The sequence below is a fragment of the Agrobacterium vitis genome (assembly GCF_013337045.2).
In the GTDB taxonomy this organism is placed as follows: Bacteria; Pseudomonadota; Alphaproteobacteria; order Rhizobiales; family Rhizobiaceae; genus Allorhizobium; species Allorhizobium vitis_B.
Map to the genome: position 1 here is coordinate 974,420 of NZ_CP118260.1, position 23,645 is coordinate 998,064.

21 protein-coding genes are annotated in these 23,645 nt (G+C 56.6%); 9 read left to right on the top strand and 12 right to left on the bottom strand.

The genetic code is table 11. The annotated features are described in order from the left end of the window. The first annotated feature begins 55 nt into the window (after positions 1–55). From tssH to secD, 4 genes are all read left to right on the top strand, one after another. Entirely contained in the window at positions 56–2,767 is a 2,712-nt protein-coding gene (gene tssH, locus G6L01_RS22155; RefSeq protein WP_070163236.1) for a type VI secretion system ATPase TssH, read from the top strand. 62 nt (positions 2,768–2,829) lie between these two features. Continuing rightward, on the top strand, positions 2,830–3,306 hold the full coding sequence (locus tag G6L01_RS22160) for an Hcp family type VI secretion system effector (RefSeq protein WP_012654308.1): 477 nt from the start codon (positions 2,830–2,832) through the stop codon (positions 3,304–3,306). A 177-nt stretch (positions 3,307–3,483) separates the two neighbouring features. Beyond that, the gene (locus tag G6L01_RS22165) at positions 3,484–3,990 is read left to right on the top strand and encodes a hypothetical protein (RefSeq protein WP_070163237.1); all 507 of its coding nucleotides are present in this window, start codon (positions 3,484–3,486) and stop codon (positions 3,988–3,990) included. A 983-nt stretch (positions 3,991–4,973) separates the two neighbouring features. Next, complete coding sequence (gene secD / locus G6L01_RS22170) at positions 4,974–7,493, top strand: protein translocase subunit SecD (protein ID WP_071205574.1); 2,520 nt, start codon at positions 4,974–4,976, stop codon at positions 7,491–7,493. 46 nt (positions 7,494–7,539) lie between these two features. Here the strand turns inward: secD and G6L01_RS22175 are convergent, their stop codons facing one another. From G6L01_RS22175 to sfnG, 3 genes are all read right to left on the bottom strand, one after another. Further along, positions 7,540–8,994: an FAD/NAD(P)-binding protein gene (locus G6L01_RS22175; RefSeq protein WP_070163240.1), complete on the bottom strand. Its 1,455-nt coding sequence runs from the start codon at positions 8,992–8,994 to the stop codon at positions 7,540–7,542. A 76-nt stretch (positions 8,995–9,070) separates the two neighbouring features. Continuing rightward, positions 9,071–10,309, bottom strand: a complete 1,239-nt coding sequence (locus tag G6L01_RS22180; protein ID WP_070163241.1) for an SfnB family sulfur acquisition oxidoreductase — start codon at positions 10,307–10,309, stop codon at positions 9,071–9,073. Positions 10,310–10,352: 43 nt separating this feature from the next. Beyond that, positions 10,353–11,462, bottom strand: a complete 1,110-nt coding sequence (gene sfnG / locus G6L01_RS22185) for a dimethylsulfone monooxygenase SfnG (RefSeq protein ID WP_070163488.1) — start codon at positions 11,460–11,462, stop codon at positions 10,353–10,355. 291 nt (positions 11,463–11,753) lie between these two features. On the opposite strand from sfnG, the gene G6L01_RS22190 reads away from it, so the two are divergent. Genes G6L01_RS22190 through arsK form a run of 5 tightly spaced genes read left to right on the top strand, consistent with a single transcriptional unit; the run spans position 11,754 to position 15,587 of the window. After that, on the top strand, positions 11,754–12,125 hold the full coding sequence (locus G6L01_RS22190) for an ArsR/SmtB family transcription factor (protein WP_070163242.1): 372 nt from the start codon (positions 11,754–11,756) through the stop codon (positions 12,123–12,125). A gap of 4 nt (positions 12,126–12,129) precedes the next feature. Then, positions 12,130–13,206 carry an ACR3 family arsenite efflux transporter gene (arsB, locus tag G6L01_RS22195; RefSeq protein WP_070163243.1) on the top strand — a complete coding sequence of 359 codons (1,077 nt, stop codon included), beginning with the start codon at positions 12,130–12,132 and terminating at the stop codon, positions 13,204–13,206. A 14-nt stretch (positions 13,207–13,220) separates the two neighbouring features. After that, positions 13,221–13,643, top strand: coding sequence for an arsenate reductase (glutaredoxin) (gene arsC / locus G6L01_RS22200; RefSeq protein WP_070163244.1), 423 nt, complete (start codon positions 13,221–13,223; stop codon positions 13,641–13,643). A gap of 40 nt (positions 13,644–13,683) precedes the next feature. After that, positions 13,684–14,343, top strand: coding sequence for an arsenical resistance protein ArsH (gene arsH / locus G6L01_RS22205; RefSeq protein ID WP_234891912.1), 660 nt, complete (start codon positions 13,684–13,686; stop codon positions 14,341–14,343). Continuing rightward, positions 14,340–15,587: an arsenite efflux MFS transporter ArsK gene (gene arsK, locus G6L01_RS22210; protein WP_070163246.1), complete on the top strand. Its 1,248-nt coding sequence runs from the start codon at positions 14,340–14,342 to the stop codon at positions 15,585–15,587. The genes arsH and arsK overlap by 4 nt, the downstream gene beginning before the upstream one ends. Before the next feature lie 190 nt (positions 15,588–15,777). Here the strand turns inward: arsK and G6L01_RS22215 are convergent, their stop codons facing one another. The 9 genes from G6L01_RS22215 to kdpC all read right to left on the bottom strand — a co-directional run bounded on the left by G6L01_RS22215 (position 15,778) and on the right by kdpC (position 23,645). Beyond that, complete coding sequence (locus G6L01_RS22215) at positions 15,778–16,512, bottom strand: Crp/Fnr family transcriptional regulator (RefSeq protein ID WP_081343932.1); 735 nt, start codon at positions 16,510–16,512, stop codon at positions 15,778–15,780. An 843-nt stretch (positions 16,513–17,355) separates the two neighbouring features. Beyond that, positions 17,356–17,619: a RebB family R body protein gene (locus G6L01_RS22220; RefSeq protein ID WP_070163248.1), complete on the bottom strand. Its 264-nt coding sequence runs from the start codon at positions 17,617–17,619 to the stop codon at positions 17,356–17,358. A gap of 78 nt (positions 17,620–17,697) precedes the next feature. Then, positions 17,698–17,973 (bottom strand): RebB family R body protein, encoded by a 276-nt coding sequence (locus tag G6L01_RS22225; RefSeq protein WP_070163249.1) that lies wholly within the window; start codon positions 17,971–17,973, stop codon positions 17,698–17,700. Between the two features lie 76 nt (positions 17,974–18,049). Then, positions 18,050–18,664 carry a hypothetical protein gene (locus tag G6L01_RS22230; protein WP_070163250.1) on the bottom strand — a complete coding sequence of 205 codons (615 nt, stop codon included), beginning with the start codon at positions 18,662–18,664 and terminating at the stop codon, positions 18,050–18,052. Between the two features lie 5 nt (positions 18,665–18,669). Next, entirely contained in the window at positions 18,670–19,143 is a 474-nt protein-coding gene (locus G6L01_RS22235; protein WP_070163251.1) for a hypothetical protein, read from the bottom strand. A 47-nt stretch (positions 19,144–19,190) separates the two neighbouring features. Continuing rightward, the gene (locus G6L01_RS22240; protein WP_081341670.1) at positions 19,191–19,397 is read right to left on the bottom strand and encodes a RebB family R body protein; all 207 of its coding nucleotides are present in this window, start codon (positions 19,395–19,397) and stop codon (positions 19,191–19,193) included. Between the two features lie 271 nt (positions 19,398–19,668). Continuing rightward, complete coding sequence (locus G6L01_RS22245) at positions 19,669–20,355, bottom strand: response regulator (RefSeq protein WP_070163252.1); 687 nt, start codon at positions 20,353–20,355, stop codon at positions 19,669–19,671. Continuing rightward, the gene (locus tag G6L01_RS22250) at positions 20,352–23,060 is read right to left on the bottom strand and encodes a sensor histidine kinase (protein WP_070163253.1); all 2,709 of its coding nucleotides are present in this window, start codon (positions 23,058–23,060) and stop codon (positions 20,352–20,354) included. The genes G6L01_RS22245 and G6L01_RS22250 overlap by 4 nt, the downstream gene beginning before the upstream one ends. Before the next feature lie 9 nt (positions 23,061–23,069). After that, positions 23,070–23,645 carry a potassium-transporting ATPase subunit KdpC gene (gene kdpC / locus G6L01_RS22255; RefSeq protein WP_070163489.1) on the bottom strand — a complete coding sequence of 192 codons (576 nt, stop codon included), beginning with the start codon at positions 23,643–23,645 and terminating at the stop codon, positions 23,070–23,072.

The following is a 23,645-nucleotide window of genomic DNA, read 5'->3' on the forward strand; positions in this document are numbered from 1 at the left end:
CGCCTTAGTTGTTCATTCCAACGAAGGTAAGGTCGTTGCTGGGGAGGCTTTTTGCATGTCGCATATTGACCTCAATCGATTGATCGAATCGCTTGAGCCTAATTTGCGTGTCGCGCTTGAGACGGCTGCTTCCACAGCTGCCGGGCGCGGACACGGACAGGTTGACATTGCTCATTTGCTTGCCGCCGTGATGGACGCGGCGTCTTTCCAACCTGTGTTGGAACAATTGGGCCTGCCCATTGCAGCACTTCGCCGCGAAGTGGGCGATGCACTCGATGACACTGTCGTTTCCGGGTCCGGTCAGCTCGCTTTATCCCAGAATATTCTGACTTTGGGTCGGGAAGCATGGATTTGTGCTTCGCTCCAGTCTGGACGACGTGCGATTACGCTTGCCGATATATTTGCGGCCATGGACGATGAGCCATCGCTTCGAGCCTTGACCCGTGGTCGCTTCCCGTCGCTCAGGATGCTGGATCGAACCGCACTCGAAGCTCTTTTGCAGACGGATGTTATCTCCGAGACGCCAAAATCGTCGCTGTCTCCGGCCTCCGCCCGCGAAGACGAGTTCCTGCGGCTTTACACTCATGACCTTACCGAGGACGCGCGGGCGGGCCGGCTTGATCCGGTCGTCGGCCGTGATGGCGAGCTTCGCCAGATGATCGACATCCTGTTGCGCAGGCGACAGAATAACCCGATCCTGGTGGGTGAAGCGGGCGTTGGCAAGACCGCTGTTGCCGAAGCACTGGCGCTGGAGATTGCCGCCGGACGCGTGCCGGAAAAATTGCAATCTGTACGGCTGCTGATGCTCGATCTGACATTGTTGCAGGCGGGCGCTGGCGTGAAGGGTGAGTTTGAGCGGCGGTTAACCGGCGTTATCGAAGCGGTCAAACGCTCGCCAGAACCGATCATCCTGTTTATCGATGAAGCGCATGGCTTGATCGGTGCCGGTGGGGCAAGCGGACAGGGCGATGCCGCCAATATCCTCAAGCCCGCGTTGGCGCGTGGCGAAGTGCGCACCATCGCCGCCACGACTTGGAGCGAGTACAAGAAGTATTTCGAAAAAGACGCAGCACTGACCCGCCGCTTCCAGCCGGTGCATGTGCGTGAGCCGGACGAGGAAACCGCAATCCGTATGCTACGCGGCATTGCTGAGACCTTCATGGCCCATCATGGGGTGAAGATCCGTGATGAGGCTATCGTTGCTGCCGTGCAACTTTCTGCGCGATTCCTGCCTGCACGCCAATTGCCTGACAAAGCGGTCAGCCTGATCGATACCGCCGCAGCCACGGTTTCGCTGGCGCGCCAGACAGTGCCGGAACAATTGCTGCTTCTTAAGAGCGAGCATTCCCATCTCACGGTCGAGACCGACTGGCTTGCCCGTGAGCCTGATGATACGGATGTGCTGGAGCGCCGTCAGGCGGTTACCGCTGAAATGGAGCGTCTGACGAAGGAAATCGATAGCCTTCAAGCGCGCTATGACGCTGAAATTGCAGCGCTTGCAGTGAGTGATGAAGCGGCAGCGGTAGGCAGTGATGCGACGGCGTCCAAGGATGCTCCTGACGTCAACGTCACACCATTGATCACCCCCCTGCGCACTCGCGGACTTGCCCGCCGGGCAGCGTCCCTGGCGCCGACCTCGGCTGGCGAGGAAAAGCTTATACCGCATGAGGTCGATCGCAATGTCGTGGCCGCCGTTCTGGCGCGTTGGACCGGCATTCCTCTCGGCAAATTGCTGGCCGATCAGATCGAAAGCGCAAAGAGCCTTGATACCAGGTTGAAGGAAAAGGTGATTGGCCAGGATGCAGCACTGGAACGGATCGGTGACGCCATGCGTGCGGCGCGCGCCGGTCTTTCCGATCCGCGGCGCCCGCCTGCCGTGTTCATGCTGGTCGGCATGTCGGGAACCGGCAAGACCGAAACCGCGCTGACCCTGGCCGACCTGATGTATGGCGGTAGCCAACATCTGACGACGATCAACATGTCGGAGTTCAAGGAAGAGCACAAAGTATCCATGCTGCTGGGCGCGCCTCCGGGCTATGTCGGCTATGGCGAAGGCGGTGTGCTGACCGAAGCCGTGCGCCGCAGGCCTTATGGCGTGCTGTTGCTGGACGAAATCGACAAGGCGCATCCCGGCGTCCAGGACATTTTCTATCAGGTCTTCGACAAGGGAATGTTGCGCGACGGCGAAGGCCGCGATGTCGACTTCCGCAACACAACGATTTTCATGACGGCCAATACCGGCTCTGAATTGCTGGCCTCACTTGCCCTCGATCCGGACACTATGCCCGAAGGTGAGGCTTTGGAAGCACTGCTGATGCCCGAACTGCAAAAACAGTTCAAGCCGGCCTTCCTTGGACGCACGGTGCTGTTGCCCTTCATGCCGCTCGGCAAGGAAGCACTGTCGCGGATCGTCGATATTCAGATCGACCGTATTCGGGAGCGTATTTTTTCGGCCTATGGCACAGAGCTTGTTCTGTCCGAGGAGGCCCGCAACGCGCTGATAGGGCGCGCCGTTGCAAGCGAGATCGGAGCCCGCGCCATCGAAATCATGATTGGCCGGGATCTGTTGCCGCCGCTTTCCAGCTTCTTCCTTGAGCTGGTCACATCCGGCGGAAAGGTTACCGAAGCTCAGGTGACTCATGACGAAAATGGGTTCGGCGTTCGCGCCGGGGCCGCTGGGGGAAACGAGGAATTCGTCGATGCCTCTGGTCTATCGATGGATAAGGATGCCGCGTCGGAAGGGGTATCCAGACGCATGCGGCAGTGAGTGAAAGGTGAACCATACCTCGCCGTGAACGAGGTGATTTCAATTTATATAGGAGAATTTATATGCCGATTTATCTGAAGGTCGATGGTATCCAGGGTGATGCGACCCACGAAGAGCACCGCAACTGGATGGACATCGAGGCTATTCACTGGAACGTCAGCCGCGCCATGAACACCACGGCTGGTTCTACCGCCAACCGTGAAGCCTCTGAACCCGCAATTTCCGAAGTCATCCTGACCAAGGTCAGCGATTCCTCTTCCACGAAATTGTTCCAGGAAGCCTGCGCTGGCCGCACCGGCAAGCAAGCGGTGATCCACATGGTCACCACCGGCAATCCCGGCAATACCTATATCGAATACACGCTCACCAATACACTGATCGCCAATTATTCCGTCGATTCCAGTGGTGATCGTCCGGTCGAAACCATCAAGCTGAACTTCACCAAGATCGAAGTGAAGTACACGCCTTACGACGACCAGAACAACCCGAAGTCGCCGATGATCGCATCTTACGATCTGTCGACCACAAAGGCTGCGTAATCCGCCTTTCTCTTGCAGCGGCACCGCCTTTTGGCGGTGCCGTATTTTTCGTGATGCCTATATTTCGGATACGCCCGTTCGAGCGAATGCTCTCTGATAGCGTCTTCAAGGTGAGGCTGCGTGAGCAACTTCAGCCTTCGGTATCAAGCACGTCTATCGTGATCCAAGGAGAAGGCTATGCCTGATTTCGACGTTTCTTCCTCACGCCTGAAGATGAAGCCGTTTAACAGCAATGATGTATCCGAGCCCATGACCCGTATGGGACGAGGCCCGTCACTGGATTACATTACTTATGCACCCGGCCCGCGCGAAGTTTCATCTCGCAACGCCGTTGGAGGCGCCGCCGCATCTGTGCTGCGCATGGGGTCGGAAGCCCTGAACAGCTATGCATTGACCCATTGGGCAAAGAAGTGGCTGGAAAACAACGAAACTAAAATCCTCGCAAAACTGATGGAAACTGGCGATGGCGCCTTTGTCGTTCAAGTGAACTACATGGAATCGGACGCGAATGAGACCCGGGCCTATCTGAGCCGCGATATTTATCTGCTTGGTACCGTGCCGAAGGCTACTGATGCCGGTCGGATACTGACGGCGGACCTGATGTATGGTCCGAAGATCGACGCGCAACGTCCCAATAATTCGATCAAGTTCCGCTATGCCTACCTGGTGGGCGAGCGCCTCTGACGGATTGGGTTTTTGCCGTGTTTGGACCGCGTGCTTCCATAGATGACGTTCTGTATCCTGCCGATCATTCAGGTCAGCCGCTTGGGGACGACCAGTTTCCAACGGCACTGGTGATGGTACGCGCCATATGAACGGTATAATGATTGGCGAATGCTTCTACCTATTAGAAAGTGGAGCGATCGTGAGCAATACGACGAACAAGCATTCGTCTGTTATCTGCAACCTTGTCATCTGTGTGCTGCTTAATCACGAAATTGAGCAAACGTCGCGGTGAGCTGTCGTTTAACCCTGCTCCGAGACGCCGAGCTTCTCCGATGTTTTCGTCATGAGATGGCAAAGCGTTTCATCTCCAAACCCGCTCAGGCTCGACAGCATCCTGCTGCTCTGGTAATCACGGCCATGGCAATTAACCAGAATATGCTGTCGGCAGACGAGGAGCAGGCTTTTTCACAAGGTCTGAGGCCCGCTGTTCTCGTTGCCATTATTGCTCTTGCGGTTGCCTATCTCGGGTTCTTTTTTGCGACACCTTTGCCCGCGACGTTTGACCCGCCTGGGTCAGCGATTCTGCATGCGCCACAGCAGACACAGCATCTGGCCGCACGAGAAAATGGCAGCCGCGCCGTTGCATTTGCTTCGCGGCACGATCCACGGGTTCCTGTCCCGCCACCTTTGGCTGTGTTAAGCTCGGGAGCTGAGAATTTCCTGTTTGTTGGGCGGTCTTCTGACCAGCTTATCGCGCGTTCTTCGCCATTCGTTTCCGGTCGGATTTCTCGCGCCAACCTTGCGAGAGCCCCACCATCCTTGTCTGCCTGATCCCGTTTTTCGATCAACGCGCGACCGCGCGCCGACTATCTGCCGTGACATGCCTGTGACCAGGATCATGCCGCAGACATCAAGCGTTTCATGAAAGCCTATCGCCTCTTCGTGGTGACTGGCATTTGAATACGCCTCGGCGGTAGCGGCGCAGGCATGGATACTGTCCTATGAAAACCTCTCCCTGGCTTGTGGCCACCTATGTGGTCATCATTGCCTTTGGCATCCTAACGGCACTGCCGAATATTCTTTCTCCAAACACTCTCAATAGCTTTCCCTCCTGGTTTCCGAAGGACAAGGTCGCACTCGGACTTGACCTTCGCGGTGGCTCTCATCTCGTGCTTGAGGTCGATAGCGCCGATCTGGTGCAAGAAAGACTGCAAAGCCTGATCCAGGATTCGCGCCGGGCGCTGCGCGATGATGGCGTCGATGCGGCGACCGTGCGCAAAAGTGGCTCGGCGCTGATCGTGACTCTTCAATCGGCAGAGCAACGAGCCGCAGCCTTGACGGCCCTGGGTAAGCTTGCCCATCCGGTCGGTCTCACAGGGACGCCTGATCTGGCATTTACGGGCGAGGGTGCTACCATATCCGTAACGCTTGCCGAGGCCGGAATTACCGACCGGGCCAATGCCGGGGTGGAGCAGAGCCTGGAAATCATTCGCCAACGTATCGACCAGGTTGGCGTTGCCGAACCAACGATCCAGCGTATCGGCGGCGATCGCATTCTTGTGCAGCTTCCGGGCACGCAGGACCCGGCGCGCATTCGTGAACTTCTTGGCTCTACCGCCAAGATGAGCTTTCACATGCTGTCGGACAGTGCCACGGATGGCGCTGCCGTACCGCGCGGCGTCACCATGCTGAAGGACGATGAGGGACGCGCCTATCCGGTTGATGACCGGGTGGAACTCGCAGGCGACCGCCTGACCGATGCCCGCGTCGGCTTTGATCCAAATACCAATGAGCCGCTGGTCAGTTTCCGCTTCGATACGGCAGGTGCGGCGCGGTTTGCCGAAATTACCCGTGTCAATGTCGGCAAGCCTTTTGCCATCGTGCTGGACGACAAGGTTCTGTCTGCCCCTGTCATCCGTGAGCCGATTACTGGTGGTTCTGGCCAGATTTCCGGTAATTTCACGGTGGAAAGCGCAACGGACCTTGCTGCATTGCTGCGCGCCGGGGCGCTGCCCGTCAAGCTGACGGTGATTGAAGAGCGGACGGTTGGCGCTGACCTTGGCGCGGACGCGATCAAGATGGGTGTCTATACCGGATTGATTGGCTTTGCCCTGGTCGTCGGCTTCATGATCGTGCTCTACGGCGGTTGGGGGATTATTGCCAATCTGGCCCTCGGTCTCAATGTCATCCTGACCTTCGCTTGCCTGTCGCTGATCGGGGCGACGCTGACCCTACCGGGTATCGCGGGGATTGTGCTCGGTATCGGCCTTGCTGTTGACGCTAACGTGCTGATTAATGAACGGATTCGGGAAGAAACCCGCAAGGGACGGGGCGCCATGGCGGCGCTGGATGCGGGTTTCCGCCGGGCCTATTCCACCATTATCGATAGTAATGTGACGGCACTGATTGCCACGCTGCTGCTGTTCTGGTTCGGCTCTGGCCCTGTGCGCGGTTTTGCCATCACCATGGGTCTGGGCATTGCCATATCGATGTTTACAGCGGTTTCGGTGGTGCGTGTCGTCATGCTCGCCATCGTCAGGCGTTACAAACTGAAGCGTCTCGATATCAAGCCGCTGCTTCCTGTCCAGCTCATCCCTGACGGAACACGCATTCGGTTCATGAAGGCGCGTTTCATTGGTATCGGCATTTCGGCCTTTCTTTCGATTGCCTCTCTCATTCTATTCGTCACACCGGGCTTGAACTACGGCGTTGATTTCCGCGGTGGTATCCAGCTTGAAGTGGTGACCCAGGACCGGGCCGATCTCGCGGCCTTCCGCTCTGGCTTAGACGGGCTCGGGCTGGGCGATGTCACCCTTCAGGAATTCGGCGATGTCCGTCACCTCCTGGTGCGTGTCGAACGGCAGCCGGGCGGGGAAGAGGCGCAGACTGCGGCGGTGGAGAAGCTGAGAGCCGAGGTAAAGGTTATCGATGCTACGGCGTCGGTGGAGCGCACTGAAGTTGTCGGCCCTAAGGTGTCGGGGGAACTGGCGATGGCCGGCTTCCTTTCGGTCGTCCTCGCCAGCTTGGCGATGCTGGCCTATATCTGGGTGCGTTTCGAATGGCCTTTCGCTGTTGGTGCCATCGCGACACTCATTCTCGACGTCACCAAGACGATTGGTTTCTTCGCGCTCACCGGGCTTGATTTCAACCTGACGGCTATCGCGGCGCTGCTGACCCTGGTCGGGTATTCCGTCAACGACAAGGTCGTGGTCTATGACCGGATGCGGGAAAATATGCGGCTTTACAAGACGATGCCGCTGCGCGAACTGATCGATCTGTCGATCAACGAAACGCTGGCCCGCAGCCTTTACACATCGGCCACCGCCTTTCTGTCTCTGCTGCCCATGGCCATCTGGGGCGGCAGCGCAGTCGAGAGCTTTGCCGTGCCGATGATTTTCGGCATTGCCATTGCGGCCTCATCGTCGGTGTTTATTGCCGCACCGATCCTGCTGTTCTTAGGCGATTGGCGCCGCAAGCGGGCGGCAGTTCCGGAAAAGTCAGCCGGCTCCGTCGAGGCTTGATCAACATATCCCGGCTGCCATCCTCGGACGGCAGCCGGGCTATCATTTATGCTGCGTCTTCGGCAGTTGCTGTCGCACCGCGGCGGGCTTCCTCAAGCCGCGCATATAGATGATCGGCGATGTCGCGGGCATGGTGCGCGACCTGGGGCAGCCCCATCAATTCGCCAAATGTCCCACGGGCAAGCGGCCCGGCGACAAGTAGGCCCGGCGTTACCGCTCCATGCTGATCGAGAAGGCGCGATTGCCGGTCGCAATGCAGCCCAAGACCGGTCGGGTCGAGACCGATCAAGCCCTTCTGGGCAAGGTTGCGGAGATAGGGTTGGTTATCGATGATGGCGCCATGCGCCGGACCGGTGGCAATCACCACGGCATCGAAAAGCCGCGACACCGTTTCCGTGCTGCGCGCCAGACGCAGGGAGACACGGATTCTCGACCCATCATAGGAGGCTGTTTGTACCGACGCTGCCAATATCTCCATTTGCCCCCGGCTGATCGCCTGGTTGATGGCCCCTTCAACTTGCGGGGCGATGCGGAACCGATGCACATCCCAAAAGGGGCGCAGATGGCGCACCAAGCGCCGCCTTTCATCGAGTGGCAGTTCGCTCCAGATTTCCTGCGCCTGAGCGCGAACCGCATCCAGTACGGCATGCCAACTGATGTCTTCCGCAGCAGCACGGTTGACCTGTTCACGGATGCGGCGGGTCAGCTGCCGGATTGACCGGCTGGGTGGGTCAATGAAATCCCCATAGGGCTCCTGCACCGTTCCGGCATGGCCTCTTGAGCGCAGGCCACGCCTTGAAATGCTGGTGATCGGCCCAAGATGGTTTCGCACCAGCAAGGACGCTGCGATATCGGCACCCGTCAGGCCATTACCGACGATAAGAACGGCATCGTCCGGGCGAATGACGTTGAGCGCATCCGGTACGGTCGCATCGGGAATGAAGCGCGGGTGTCCTTCCAGAATGGCGGCAAGCGCCTTTGGTGGCCTGGGGGAGGGGTGACTGGTGGCGATCACCACATCATCTGCCTCCAGCGTTGCTCCATCCGCTTGTGTTACGCGCCAGCCTCGGGTCGACGGGTCCAGCGCGACGACATCGGATCTGACATGGTCTATCCGGTTATCGGCCAGATAAGGCGCCAGCTTCGACGCAATATAGACACCGAAATCGCGGCGGCGCGGAAATATCCTGCCATCCTCCAAAGCCGCTTGCCTGTCGTCCTTATCCAGACGTTGCTTGCCGACCCAATCGAGGAAGTCGAGAGGCTCGTCCGGGTCGAGGCTCATCCGGTCTGCGGGGACATTGATGCGATGAGCCGGATCAGCCGTATCATAGGCAAGGCCGCCGCCAAGTCTGGTGCGCGGTTCGTATATCACAATGCGAACACTGCCGGACTGTGTCTTGCGCGCCAGGTTCCAGGCGACGGCTGCACCTGTAAAGCCGCCACCAATGATGGCGATTATTGGCGGCTTTTGCTCCTGAGGCGGGTTGGCGGGAGGCATGAGGTTTCTCCACGAGATTTCATCGGCATTAGGCTACTGCATCGCGCAGAAAACCGGAAACGGCCCGATGCTTTTATCAACTCCAGGCATGCAGCGGCGGCTTCTCGCCATTCAGGTAATATTTGCCAAGAATGGAATATTTCCAGCGCACCGGGTCATGCAGCGTATGGGTTCGGGCATTACGCCAATGGCGGTCCAGATTGTGCTCGGCCAAAGTCGATCTCGTGCCTGCGAGCTCGAACAATTTATTGGTCGCTTCAATAGCAATCTCGGTGGATAGAATTTTCGCCTCGGCGGTGATGATTTGTGCCTGGGCGACGGTGTCGGCATTGGGGTTGGCAACAGCGACGTCGATGGCTTTACCGGCTTTTTCAAGCAATGCCTGAGCTGCATGCAGGCGCAGCGACAGGCTGCCAACGGCCTGGATCGTGTAGGGGTCATCGCTGGTGCGCTCTAGGCCGGAATCCACCCAGGGTCGAGATTTGGTGCGGACGAAATCGATGGTTTCGACAATTGCCGCCTGCGCAATGCCGGTATCGACGGCAACCTGGATGATCTGGAAAATTGCGCCGTCTGCGGTCGGCACTTCATAGCCCTTGTAGCCTGGAACCAGCCAAGCCTTGTCCACTTTGACATTCTCCAGAATGACCGTGCCTGAAAGCGTGGTGCGCTGGCCGAAACTGGACCAGTCGTCGATAACAGTCAGGCCGGGTGCATCGCGGTCGGCGATAGCGTACCAGGCGCGGCCTTCCTCATCGAGGGCGACGATTGGCACCTTATGGGCGAGCAGCGCGCCGGAGGAGTAGAATTTCTTGCCGTTGACGATGACGTGGTCGCCGTGATTGGTAAATTTCGTTTCGAAATCGGCGGCCCGTTTCGAGCCGAATTCCGAAAAGGCATTGCCCAGCCGCAAGCCTTTCAGCACTTCTCCGAAGATCATTTGCTGTTGGGCTTTGTCGGACACGGTGCGAATTGCCGCCACGACGCCCAGATGGTTTTGCGCCACCTGTCCAATGGAGGAATCGGCCTGCGAAATGATTTCGATGACTTTGGCCAGCGTCGCATAGGAAAGCTCGGGGCCTCCGAATTCCTTTGGCACATTGATCGACCAGAGGCCGCTCTGGGAAAAAGCGTCGAGTTCCGCAACCGGCCAAATTCTGTCGCGGTCCCGGATTGCCGCATCCTTGGCGAAATCTGATGCGAGCCGATGGGCAATCTCGATGGCTTCCGCATCGCTTGTGATCACATGCGCGGGCTCGACCGGGCGCGGGATCGCGGGTATTCCTGACGTTTCCGGCTTGGCAATGATATTCATGAAAATCTCCACGGATTAATCGACAAGTGAGTAGTGCGATCAGTTATTCGGCAGCTTGCAGTGTCCCGTCTTCCCGCGCTTCCAGTTCGCGCACCAACGGAATGACCTTTTTGCCGAAGAACTCCACCTCTTCCTGGAAATGCAGGAAGCCCATCAGGATCAGGTCCGCACCGGCGCGTTTATGCTCGATGATCCGTTCTGCGACCTGTTGTGGCGTGCCGATCAGGTTGGATTTGAAGCCGTCGTTATATTGGACCAGGTCCTGGAAGGTGGATTTTGCCCAATTGCCTTCGCGCTCCGGCGAGGCGTTGCCGGCATTCTGAACTTCATGCTTGAAACCATTGACGGCATCGGGGATGGCCTTGTCGATAATTTCCTTCAGGGTGTCCTGCGCTTCCTGCTCGGTGTCGCGGACAATGCCGAAGGCGTTCATGCCAATCCTGGTGCGCCAGGTCTTGCCGAACAGTTTTTCCTTGGCGCGGATGTCATCGACCTGGGCTTGCAGGCCTTCCGGCGTATTGCCGTTGGTGAAATACCAATCGGACACCCGGGCCGCCATGTCGCGTGCGGCGCGTGAGGAGCCGCCCTGGAAGACCTGTGGAACGCCACCTTCCGGCTTCGGTTTCATAGAGTAATCGTTGAAGCGATAGAAATCGCCGCGCAGATTATAGGTGTCCTCGGTCCAGATGCCGCGAATGGCCCGGATGAATTCTTCTGAGCGGCGATAACGTTCGTCATGGTCCAGCCACGGTTCGCCAATCGACGTAAATTCACCCCGGAACCAGCCAGAGACGATGTTCACATCAACGCGCCCGTTGGTGAGGTGGCTGATTGTGGCGATCTGCTTGGCAAGCAGGGCTGGGTGCCAGGGGCCGGGAAGGACGGCGGCGATAACCCGCAGCTTTTCCGTCGCCGCCAGTAGGGCATGGCTGAAGGACACGGATTCGTGCTGGTTGTCGGCACCATAACCGGCGGTGAAGCGGATCTGGCTAAGGGCGTAATCGAAGCCGCTCTGCTCGGCAATCTGCGCCAGCTTGCGGTTATACTCTATCCCCCAATGGGTCCGTTGTTCGATGGAACTGATGACCAATCCGCCGGAGACATTGGGAACCCAATAGGCGAATTTCAGCGGCTCTCTTTTCTGGTGTGGCATATCCGTCTCCTCCATTGGGTTTCAAAAGCGACTTGCAACATTGCACGCGATCTGGCTGGCCGCATTGCGCAGTATTTATAAACGATAGAAATAGTAGATAATAAATCAAAGATCATAAGCGCTGTCTGGTCGCGGCCAGTTGGAATAATTTGCTCAAAAACACCGATTGATGAGATGGGTCTTGCCGCCTAGGAGCCTTGCAATGCAGCAGTGCAGTCCTCCGGCTTTTCTCCCTTGCATTTATTGGGAATCTTGAATAGATGATTTCAATCATTCAAGGATTATTGAAGTATGGATCAAAAACAGGCTCTCTCCGCCTTTGCTGCTCTTTCTCAGGAAACCCGGCTGCTGATCGTCCGTATGCTTGTTGTGGCTGGGCCGGATGGCATGGCTGCCGGTGCGCTGGCCGAAAAGATCGACGTGTCTCCCTCCAATATCTCCTTTCACCTCAAAGAGCTTGAGCATTCCGGATTGATTGGCGCGCAACGGCAGTCACGGTCGATTATTTATACCGCCAATTATGCCGCCCTTGGCGGACTTGTCCGGTTTCTGATGGAGGATTGCTGCTCAGGACATCCTGAAATTTGCGTGCCGGTTGCCGAGCTTGCGGTTTGTTGTGCTCCGGGATCGGAGCCACCGGCTGCCACGTCATTGGAGCGATAAGCTGATGTCTACATTCGAACGTTATCTGACGGTTTGGGTTTTCCTGTGTATTATCATTGGTATCGTCCTCGGACATGCCATGCCCGGTGTGTTTCAGGTTATCGGTGCCGCCGAAATCGCCAAGGTCAATATCCCGGTCGCAGTGCTGATCTGGCTGATGATCATCCCGATGTTGATCAAGATCGATTTCGCAGCGCTTGGGCAGGTCGGCCGCCATTGGCGCGGCATCGGCGTCACGCTGTTCATCAATTGGGCGGTCAAGCCCTTCTCCATGGCGCTGCTTGGCTGGCTGTTTATCGGTACCCTGTTCCGGCCCCTGCTACCGGATGTACAGATCGACTCCTATATTGCCGGATTGATCATCCTGGCGGCTGCGCCTTGCACGGCGATGGTGTTCGTCTGGTCGAACCTGACGAAAGGCGAGCCGCATTTCACTCTTTCGCAGGTCGCATTGAACGATGCGATTATGGTCGTGGCCTTTGCGCCCATCGTCGGCTTGCTGCTTGGCCTGTCGGCCATTACCGTGCCTTGGGATACCCTGGTGTTTTCGGTGGTGCTCTACATCATCCTTCCGGTGATCGCGGCGCAGATTTTGCGGCGCAGTCTGACCTCGTCCGGTTCCTCGGCCTCACTCGACCGTTTGCTGAAGGTGCTGCAACCGATGTCGCTTGTGGCATTGCTGGTCACGCTGGTGTTGCTGTTCGGCTTCCAGGGCGAGCAGATCATTGCCCAGCCGACCATTATCGCCCTGTTGGCGGTGCCGATCCTGATCCAGGTCTATTTCAATTCGGGCCTCGCCTATTTGCTCAATCGCATGACCGGCGAGCAACATTGCGTTGCCGGTCCTTCAGCCCTGATCGGCGCGTCGAATTTCTTCGAACTGGCGGTTGCCGCTGCCATCAGCCTGTTCGGCTTTAATTCTGGCGCGGCACTTGCCACGGTCGTCGGGGTTCTCATTGAAGTGCCGGTCATGCTGTCTGTCGTCTGGATCGTCAATCGCAGCAAGGGCTGGTACGAGCGCGGCCCGGCTGTGCAGGCTGCCGGTCTTTCCAGAGCCGGCATTCAGGAAGAAAACACTTAAAGAAAGGCCCAGTCATGAACGCCACGATCTATCATAACCCGGGGTGCGGCACCTCCCGCAATACACTGGCAATGATCCGCAATGCGGGCATTGAACCGCAGGTCATCGAGTATCTGACCAATCCGCCAACCCACGCCGAATTGGCCCGGATGATCGCCGATGCCGGTCTCTCCGTGCGCGAAGCGATCCGGGAAAAGGGAACGCCCTATACGCAGCTTGGGTTGGATAATCCTGATCTCACCGACGAGCAATTGCTGGAGGCCATGCTGGAACACCCGATCCTGATCAATCGTCCGTTCGTGATCACCCCGCTTGGGACGCGCCTGGCCCGGCCATCCGAACGGGTCCTGGAGATCCTGCCCGAGAGCCATCAGGGCGCGTTCACCAAGGAAGACGGTGAAAAGGTTCTGGACAGTGAGGGCAAGCGCATTGTCTGATTTGCCAGCGGCTGTCGAACAGCATTTGAAGCATCCCGACATGGCGGCCTTGAGGCCGCCTGTCTCCACGCACAAGCCTCGCATCCTGATCCTCTATGGTTCTTTGCGGGCGGTGTCTTATAGCCGGTTATTGGCGCAGGAAGCGGGTCGGCTGCTGGAGCATTTCGGGTGCGAGGTGAGGATATTCGATCCTGCTGGCTTACCATTGCCCGATGCGGAGCCGGTCAGTCATCCGAAGGTCCAGGAATTGCGCGCGTTGTCGGCATGGTCGGAAGGCCAGGTCTGGGTCAGCCCGGAACGCCACGGCGCCATGACCGGTATTCTGAAAAGCCAGATCGACTGGATTCCGCTTTCCATCGGTGCCGTGCGTCCGACCCAGGGCAAGACGCTGGCCGTCATGCAGGTTTCGGGCGGATCGCAGTCGTTTAATGCGGTCAATCAGATGCGCATTCTTGGCCGCTGGATGCGGATGATGACCATTCCCAACCAATCCTCCGTTGCTAAGGCATTCCAGGAGTTCGACGCCGACGGACGCATGAAACCCTCCTCTTATTACGACCGCGTCGTCGATGTCTGCGAGGAACTGGTGAAGTTTACGCTCCTGACGCGGGATGCATCCGGCTATTTGACCGACCGCTATAGCGAGCGCAAGGAAGCGGCTGAAAAGCTCGAAACACTCACGGGCAACACACCATTATGAGCCTGAATAGGAGCAGTCTTGGCCGCTTGTCGCTGTCGATCAACCGGGGCGAGATCCTTGTGATTATCGCCTTGGGGTTGACGCAAATTATCGGTTACGGCACGCTCTATTATAGCTTCAGTATTCTCGCCCCCGCGATGGGGGTGGATCTTGGCTGGTCGAGCGAATGGATTTTCGCAACTCTTTCCGCTGCCCTGCTGGCAGGCGGGCTGGCCGCGCCCTGGGTAGGGCGCATCATCGATGACCATGGTGCGGGTCGGGTCCTGACGGTGGGATCGCTGATTGCGGCGCTGTCCCTGGTCGCCTGCGCACTTGCGCCGGGCAAGATTACGTTTGCAATGGCGCTGATCGTCATTGAGATGGCCTCGACCCTGGTGCAATATACGGCGGCTTTTGCCTTTCTTGTCCAGTTTCGGCCTCAGAGTGCGCAACGCAATATCACCTATCTGACCTTGATCGCCGGTTTTGCTTCGACGATTTTCTGGCCACTGACCTCAGCACTTCATGCCGATCTCAGCTGGCGGCAGGTCTATCTGGTTTACGCGCTTCTGCATCTTGCCATCTGCTTACCGCTTCATCTGTGGCTGGCACGCCGGGTGGGTGAGCGCAATGCACCAGTTATTGCCCCCAGCACCACGCCACAGCGTATCATGGAAGGCGGCCTGCCCGACAGGTTGCGACCCGCGGCCTTTCTCCTGATGGTGACAGGGTTTGCGCTTGAAAGCTTCGTGAATGCGGCTTTGCTCGTGCATATGGTGCCGCTGTTGACGGCGCTCGGCCTTGGCTCCGCCGCTCTACTGGTCGGAACCCTGTTTGGCCCGTCACAGGTTCTCAGTCGCTTTACCAATATGATGTTTGGCCGCGATCTGTCTCAACTGACATTGGCGTTGGTTTCGGCACTGCTGATGCCCGCGGCGATTGCCGTGCTCTTGTTGACGGCCCCATCCTTTTCAGGCGCATTGATATTTGCGGTCCTGTTCGGCTTGGGCTCCGGCCTCGGCAGCATCGTCCAGGGAACCCTGCCGCTGGCATTGTTTGGCAGCGGCGGTTACGGTAGGCGTCAAGGCCAAGTCACCGCTGTCCGGTTGGCCGTGTCTTCGACGGCCCCTTTCGCTTTCGCATGGATGATGGAAAAAATGGGTACGGATCTCGCTCTTGCGATCAACACTGCCATTGGCGGTATTGCGGTCCTGGCCTTTCTGGCAATTGCACATTTGGAGCGGCGTCAACGTGTCATGTCATAACTTCTGCCGAAATCCATCTTTCCAGTTCGGAAAGAACGCCGCATCGTGACAAAGAGTTTTGGTTGTATTGGGTTGCTTTTCTGTTTCCATGCGCCATAGCTGCTACCGGTGCGCTGGCCGCAGATGCCGCTCTTCCTCCCTGAGGGAGGAGACGAAAAGAATTTCAGGGCATGGGGGTAACCAGTTTCTATCAACTGAACCCATCGACGGATCGGATCATGATGGCCTGTCGGCTGGTTTCGATCAGCCCTTCCCGGCATAGCATGGTCAGTGATCGGCTGACGACTTCGCGTGTCGTCCCCAACATGGTTGCCAATTCGGCATGGGTTGGCGCGGGATTGATGACGCCACCATCCCGAAGCTGGTTTGTTTCGCGTGCGAGTTTTCCAATGGTTTTGCGCAGGCGAGCATCGATCTTCATTGTTGCCAGCTCAAAGCTCAACTCGGAAAGTGAATTTATTCTCTCCGCCAGTTCATCGACCATCCGGCTACTGATGATAGGGTATTGCTCCATGAGATGCCGGAAGTCGCGGGCTGCAAACATGAGGGCTCTGCAGGCGGAGGAGGTCGCGATGACTTCTATGCCGCAAGGGTCATCGCTGATGAGCGAAAGTTCGCAGAAAAAGGCGCCAGGGCGGGCATTTTGAAATGCAAACACCATTCCTGCCGGAGATGATCGTCTGCACACGAAGAGGCCGGAAACAACGAATCCGATCATTCGTTTACTGCATCCTTCGGAAATAACGATCTCGTTCTTGTCGAAGGAAAGCAGCTTGCCTCTTGCTGCGATTGCGGTAACGATGTCGGAATCCAGACCCGAAAACAGTGGTGATTTCGCAAGTAGATTTTGCGTCTGTTCTCGCAAAACATTTAATGAAGACGCACTAATTTTATATTGCACCTGATCGCTCGAAATCTGTTTCATTTAGCTGAACCGCGATAGACAACGAGAAATAACGACATTGAATTGACCTTTTGCAAATTCTCGCGCATCTTACTTTGAGCGAATTGTCATTGAGCGGGTTAAGAACTGTTCAAGATGAGCACATCAGATTTATTCGTTCAGTTGAATTCTGGAGGTTCAGTTTTTTGCTTATATTTGTAATTTATGTTGGAAATATATTATAATCTCGGGCTTTATTTATATCTTGAGCTAGTAACAAAATCGTTGGCGGTGCGAAAAAAATCATAAATTCCAAGCCAAGGTGTGAGGTGGACCAGAGCGCAAAGCAAATGTCTTCTGAATCGTACCAAAAGCGGTGCGTTTACTATTGGTTCTCACTGAAAGACTATGGTAAAAATCTTGCGTGAGCGCATAGATTAAGTAACAGTTCCTACTGTATCCAGGTTTTCTGTTGTATCTCTCATTCGTTGCATCATTTTTCCCATTGGTTATGATGAGGAATTTCATTTTAATTAAAATTTTAATTATATTTACATGTTGGTTTTTGAAAGGTTCGCTTCATAATTGATGAATAATGTCGCATTATAAGGTTGCATTCAATTAACAAACTCAATCTTTGATGACTAAGATTGGTGGTATAATCAGGACCACCACTTATGCAAAAGCACCTATATCTAGGTTATCCTCCTGTTGAAAACATGTTGGATATCTCAAGAACATAGGAGCTTTGAGGCAACAGAAATGGAATAGAAACCGCCGTTTTCAGTGCTTTTGACATTACAGCGCTAGCTACGAGCAACAACCGTAGCGCTGTAATGTTTGCAAAGGCGCGTCAGAATATTGCGGGTTCTTCCGACGCTGATTTTAAGCCGAAGCTTGCAGCATACGCGCAATAGAAATCGCATCAGAGATGGTATCTACGCTGTATATTTGCATGATGCCTTGCGTTGTCGATGCCAATGACAATATATTTTGGTTGTTTTGTCCGTTGACTGCATTTTCGAACATGACGCCGGTGGAGTGGGCCAAAGTCTGGTAGAGTGTACCTGCGGCCATGGACGGTGCCTCGCCGACAACCGATAGGTTTGCCTGTGAGACTGCATCGGCAATTTGTGAGTTTGAATTCATTGATGACTCCTGTGCTTCCGCCAGACTTGATTATCTCACGGGGGAGTGCCGGGACGGAGACCGTCCCGTGTCTGAGTGTTATGCCGATGCCTGAAGCATACGAGCAACTGCGATCGCATCCGAAATGGTGTCGATGCTGTAGATCTGCATGACACCTTGCGTGGTTGCAGCCTGAGCCAGAATGTTCTGGTTATTCTGAGCTGTAACGGCGTTTTCGAACATCAGGCCGGTTGAATGAGAGGCTGTCTGATAGAGCGAGCCCATTGCCATGGCGGGGGCTTCACCAACGACCTTGACATTGGCTTGGGTAACGGCATCGGTGATGACAGGGTTAACGGTTGTCGGAACAGTCATTATACTCTCCATTGATGTTGGGTTTAGTTTTCTATCATCCGGCCGGTTTCGGGCAGATGTCTCATCTCTGACATTGTCAGCGTGAGTTCGGTTTGCGCATCATCGCCTGGAAGCGAAGTTCACGCGCAGAAATTTTTTCCTTGATCAGGTTCTCGAGCTCCATGACGCGGCTCATCACCTGTTCCTGCATCACCTGCGGTGAGGCGGTGTTGTTTTTGCCGAGTTGGCTGGCAACGCCACCCAATCCTGGCTGCTTTTCCTGCTTTTGTTTCGCCAACTCAAGCAAGAGCGGGTTGATCTCGGCCATAACGTTGGAGAGAACGGTCTCTGCAATCGCATCCACGTGGCTTTGATCCAGATGTTCAATCTCCTGGCGACTGTTGGCCTGGATTGGTTTGGAAGACGGCAAGGGTCCTGCGGTATCTTCTGCTGGCTGCGTTGGGGGCGTTCCGTCTTGGTTGGCCTGAGTTGAGATCTGTGGCGAATTTTCCCTTGCAAGCTTAGTCAACTCAAGCAAAAGCGGGTCAATTTGCAGTTTTACTTTGTTCGTGACCGCCTCGACCATCAACTGGATCAGCGGATTGCTGGTGTCATATCGATCAACACCATTTGGCTTCGGGAACATTTCGTCATCTTTGGAAGCATCCGGCGTAGCGGATGATTGGTCCTGATGGTCTTCCTGATCGCTCATTGTATCTATCCTGAGAACTGCGCAAAGGCGGATGCCACCGTCGCGGTCCCTTGTGCAAAATTGATTGTGGCGGATTGCGACGTTCCTATGCTTTCCAGCATTTTTGCACCGCGTTGCGCGGTCATGGAGTCTGGGCTGGCGGTCATAGCCAGCGCCTTACCGATTGCCATGGAGTAGATCTGCTCCATGCCTTGGAGATATGTTCTTGTATCTTCGCCTATCATGGCCACCATCTGGCCGATGGCGGCACCTGTAAATGTGTTCAGGGTCGGGCTTTGAATGTCGATAACCGTTATACTCGTGGAGGTCGACGTGCCGGGGTCGGCGGCATCTGACTCGCTGGCGGCGTCTGCGGTAGTCTGGTCTTCCTGAGTAGGCGGTGCGACATCTTCCATTGTATCATGATCGATCGTGTGGTCCTGCGCGGGCTTGGTTGGCGCCCCGGAGTCATCAGAATTGTTCCCAAATCCTACAACCATCGCCTTTGTTACCTTTCAATAGCTAGTATTTCCTTCGAAAACCCACACTAAGTTTTGTTGATCAGGGCTATTGCTTGGGCTACAATGGACGGATTAAGCGTATTGAGATTTTGTTGGTTGGATGCTGCATTCTGCATAGTTATGGAATAAGCTTGTCCAGCAGATTGGTAGAACATACTCAGCGCCACGTTGGGTGCCTCGGCAACAACTGGTGATGTGCCAGTTGTACCAGTCTGATTTGTATCTGCGGACATGCTTGACCCACCCTCTGTTCTCTTGAGTTTGGAATTTGTTTATGATGTTGTTGTAGTTTGTACACCGATTGATTTCAGTGACTTTTGATTCATAAATTAAAAGTTGTTTATTTTCTAATGATCGCTTGACGGAACTGTGCCTTTGGTTTCGAAAACGTTGTCGGTAAGTATCTGATTTTTAATAAAGGTTTTATTTTCACTTTGTGTTTGCGGAAATGAAGGCGTCGTGAAGTTTTTTCGTAAAAATTAACTTCTTGCCAGGGCCTTGCCGTCAGGCAAGCACAAAGCGATAACCCACCCCGGCTTCGGTGAGGATGATTGCCGGTTGGCTTTCGTCTTTTTCGATCTTGGCGCGGATCTGGCGAATAAAGACGCGCAGATATTGAAGATCGTGGGCATGAGCGGGACCCCACACCTCTTTCAGCAATGCGCCATGGGTCAAGACGCGGCCCGCATGGGTGGCGAGCAGGCGCAGAAGATCATATTCCTTCGGTGTTAACTTGACCGGCTGATCCGCTCTTGTGACGAGGCGATGGTCAATGTCGATGACGAGTTCGCCACTGCGGATGATGGATTGGGCGGGTTCGGCCTGCGGTTTATGGCGAAGGGCGACGCGAATGCGGGCCGTCAATTCGCCGATACCGAAGGGTTTTTCGAGATAGTCGTCGGCACCGAGATCAAGGGCTGCGATTTTTTCGATTTCACGGTCACGGGCAGACAGCACGATGATCGGGATCGGGTTCCAGTGACGCAATTGGGCGATCACCTCTTTGCCATCCATATCCGGCAGGCCGAGATCGAGGATCAATAGATCAGGCACGGCGGTTGCCACCAGCGCCAATGCCTGCTTGCCGGTATCGGCTTCAATCACCTCGTAACCCGCCGCCGCAAGGGCAGGGCGCAGGAATCGGAGGATCTGCGGCTCGTCATCGACGACGAGAATGCGTTGCCCTTTCATGCCTCAGCCCGGTCCTTTTCCATATTCTCCAGCGGAAAACGCAGAGTGAAGCGTGTCCCCATCCGTTTCACTGCCGGGCTTTCGACGGTGATCGTGCCGCCCATCGCCTCAACAAAGCCCTTGGCAATGGCAAGGCCAAGCCCGGTCCCCGGCTTTCGGCCATCCGCCCCTTTGCCACGACGGTAGAACTTTTCAAATATCCGGTCGATGTCTTTTTCCGAAATACCCTTGCCCATGTCCGTTACCGAAAGCGACAGCACTGTATCATCGGCGCGGGCATAGACGGTCACCGGCTCGCCACCACCATGCTTGCAGGCATTGTCGATCAGGTTGAACAATACCTGACCCAGAAGCAGGCTATCCGCCCGCAACAAGGGCAGGTCACGGGCAATGCTGGCGCTGATGTCGGTGCCTGGTGCGACACGGCGAGCGCGGGCGATAGCATCCGAGATCACATCGTTCAAATCTACCCAATCGTGCTTGGCTTCCAGTGCTCCCGCTTCGATGCGGGTCATGTCGAGGAGGTTGCCAACGAAACGCGACAGCCGCTCACCCTCTTCTTCGATGGATTGCAGCAGATCGCGGCGGCTTTCGACGGGCATGCGCTCGCCGAATTCCTTCAGACTGGTGACGGCACCGGTAATGGTGGCAAGTGGCGTGCGCAGGTCGTGGGAGATGGAAGACAGCAGGGTCGATTGGAAACGCTCCCGTTCCAGCCTTGCCTGGTCCTCGACGCTGCGGATTGTCAGGTTGGCGCGGTCGAGAGCAATCGTCACCTGGTCCAGAATGGCGGAAAGCACTCGCTCCTCCATCGGATCGAGTGGCTCTCCAGTCATTTCATGACCGCAGACGGCCAATGTGCCAGCAGGACTGCGCAAGGGCCGAAATTGCAGTTTTGAATTTGGCAGAGTGCCGGTGCCAGCGCCCGCTACCTCGCCTTTTTCGAGGGCAAACCGGGCCGCTGCCATTTCCGCCACGCCAAGCTCAGTATCCGGAGGCCAGCACGAGCGTAAGGCGAGCGTGCCGTTTTGCGGCGAGAGCAAGGCGACGGGCCGCTTGATAATGCCATTCAACTGACTGACAGCGGTCCAGACCACGCCATCGGCATCCACCGTGCCAGCAAGCTTTGAAGAGACGTCGTAGAGGATCTGCGTCTGTGTGGCGCGACGGGCCGCGATCTGCCCCTGGGCGCGGATCCGTGCGGCAATGCCACCAGCGATCAGCGCCGCTGCGATGAACATGATGAAGGCAAAGACTTCATGCGGCGCGGCAATAGTGAGGGTAAAGACCGGTGAGATGAAAAAGAAATTATAGGCCAGCGCCGACAGCACGGAGGTCAGCACGGCGGCGGCATAGCCCTCGCGCAGAGCCGAAACCAGCACGGCGAGCAAGAACAGCATGGATACATTCGGCAGCGCCACGAATTCAATGATGCCGCGTGCCCCGATAGCCGCCACCGTGGTCGTGAGCAGAGCGGTGATGATGTCCCTTGGCCGAACCGGCAAGGTCTTCAGGGAAAAGGCTTTCGTCCGCTGGACGCGCTTGGTTGTGTCAGGCGCGGCTTCGCCGGTGATCAGATGAATGCCCATGCCGGATCTGACTTCCAGCAAGGCATCCGGCAGGGAGTGGCGGAACAGCCTTTGCCAACGGGAACGCTGTGGTGCGCCGATGACGATTTGGGTGACGTGTTCCTTCTTGGCGAGACGCAGGATCTCGTGAACGAAATCGCGGCCTTGGACTCGCCGGGTTTCCGCGCCAAGCCGTTCCGCCAAGCGAAACAACTCTTCGATCCGGGTCTGATCGCCGGGGTTTTCATCGGCCTGATCGGCTTGTTCTAGTGAAACGACCAGCCAGCGGGCATTCATGCCGGAGGCGAGGTTGCTGGCGGTGCGCACTACTTTTTCCGAAAGCGCATCAGGGCCGATACAGACGAGAAGCCGTTCACCCGTGCGCCATGGCCCTTCAATGGCATTCTGCTTGAGGTAATCGACCATCTGGTCATCGACCCGGTCGGCGGTGCGGCGCAAGGCCAGTTCGCGCAACGCGGTTAGATTGCCAAGCCGAAAGAAGCTGTCGGTGGCGCGGCGGGCATTATCGGGCAGATAGATCTTGCCCTCTCGCAGCCGGATGATCAATTCTTCCGGTGGCAGGTCGATGAGGACGACCACATCGGCTTGTTTCAACGCCCGGTCCGGCACGGTTTCCCGCACTTGGACGCCGGTGATTTGCGTGACGATTTCCGAGAGGCTTTCGAGATGCTGGATGTTCAGCGCCGTCCAGACATCGATGCCGGCAGCCAGAAGCTCCTCGATATCCTGGTGGCGTTTTGGATGGCGGCTTTCCGGTACATTGCTATGGGCGAGTTCATCGACAATGATGATCGCAGGACGGCGGGCAAGCGCCGCGTCGATGTCGAATTCCTCCAGCACGCGATCCTTGTAGGCAATCTGCTTGCGCGGCAGGATTTCGAGGCCGTCCGTCAGCAGTTCCGTTTCGCTGCGGCCATGGGTCTCGACCAGGCCTATAACGATATCGATGCCCGCGGTCTTTTGACCACGGGCACGCGACAGCATGGCATAGGTTTTTCCGACGCCGGGCGCAGCTCCCAGGAAGATCGTCAGTTTTCCCCGTCCGTCCCGGTTGGCAAGGCCCAGCAGGGCGTCAGGATCGGGACGGCGGTTGGTGTCGCGCTGGACGTCGGACATGAGTAGACCTTATTGAGTGGCTCCCGCCGCATCGAGCGCCATGTTCAGCCGCAATACATTGACCCTTGGCTCACCGATCACGCCAAGAAGCCGTGGTTGCACCTGGGCTTCCACCAGCGCCGCTACCTCCTTTTCCGGCATGTTGCGGGCTTTGGCAACCAGCGCCACCTGCTGGCGGGCGTTTTCAGGCGTTATATCCGGATCGAGGCCCGAAGCTGAAGAGGTGACGGCATCGGCAGGCACCAGCCCACTGCGACCGTTTGCCTGCCAGGCGGTGACAGCGGCGGCAATCTGGTCCTTCAGCTTTTGCGAGGTGGCGCCAAGATTGGTGCCGCCTGACGCCAGCGGATTATAGGGCGAATTGCTGGTGGCCGATGGACGCGAGGCGAAATAGCGCGGCGACGTGAAAGCCTGACCGATCAGGGCCGAGCCGACCACGGCATCGCCTTTCTTGACAATGCTGCCATTGGCCTGGGCGGGCAGCACCGCCTGGGCGACGCCGGTGATGGCCAGCGGATAGGCAAGGCCGCAAAGGCCGGTAAACAGCACGGTCATGGTGATGGCGGGACGAAGATGGGACAGCAT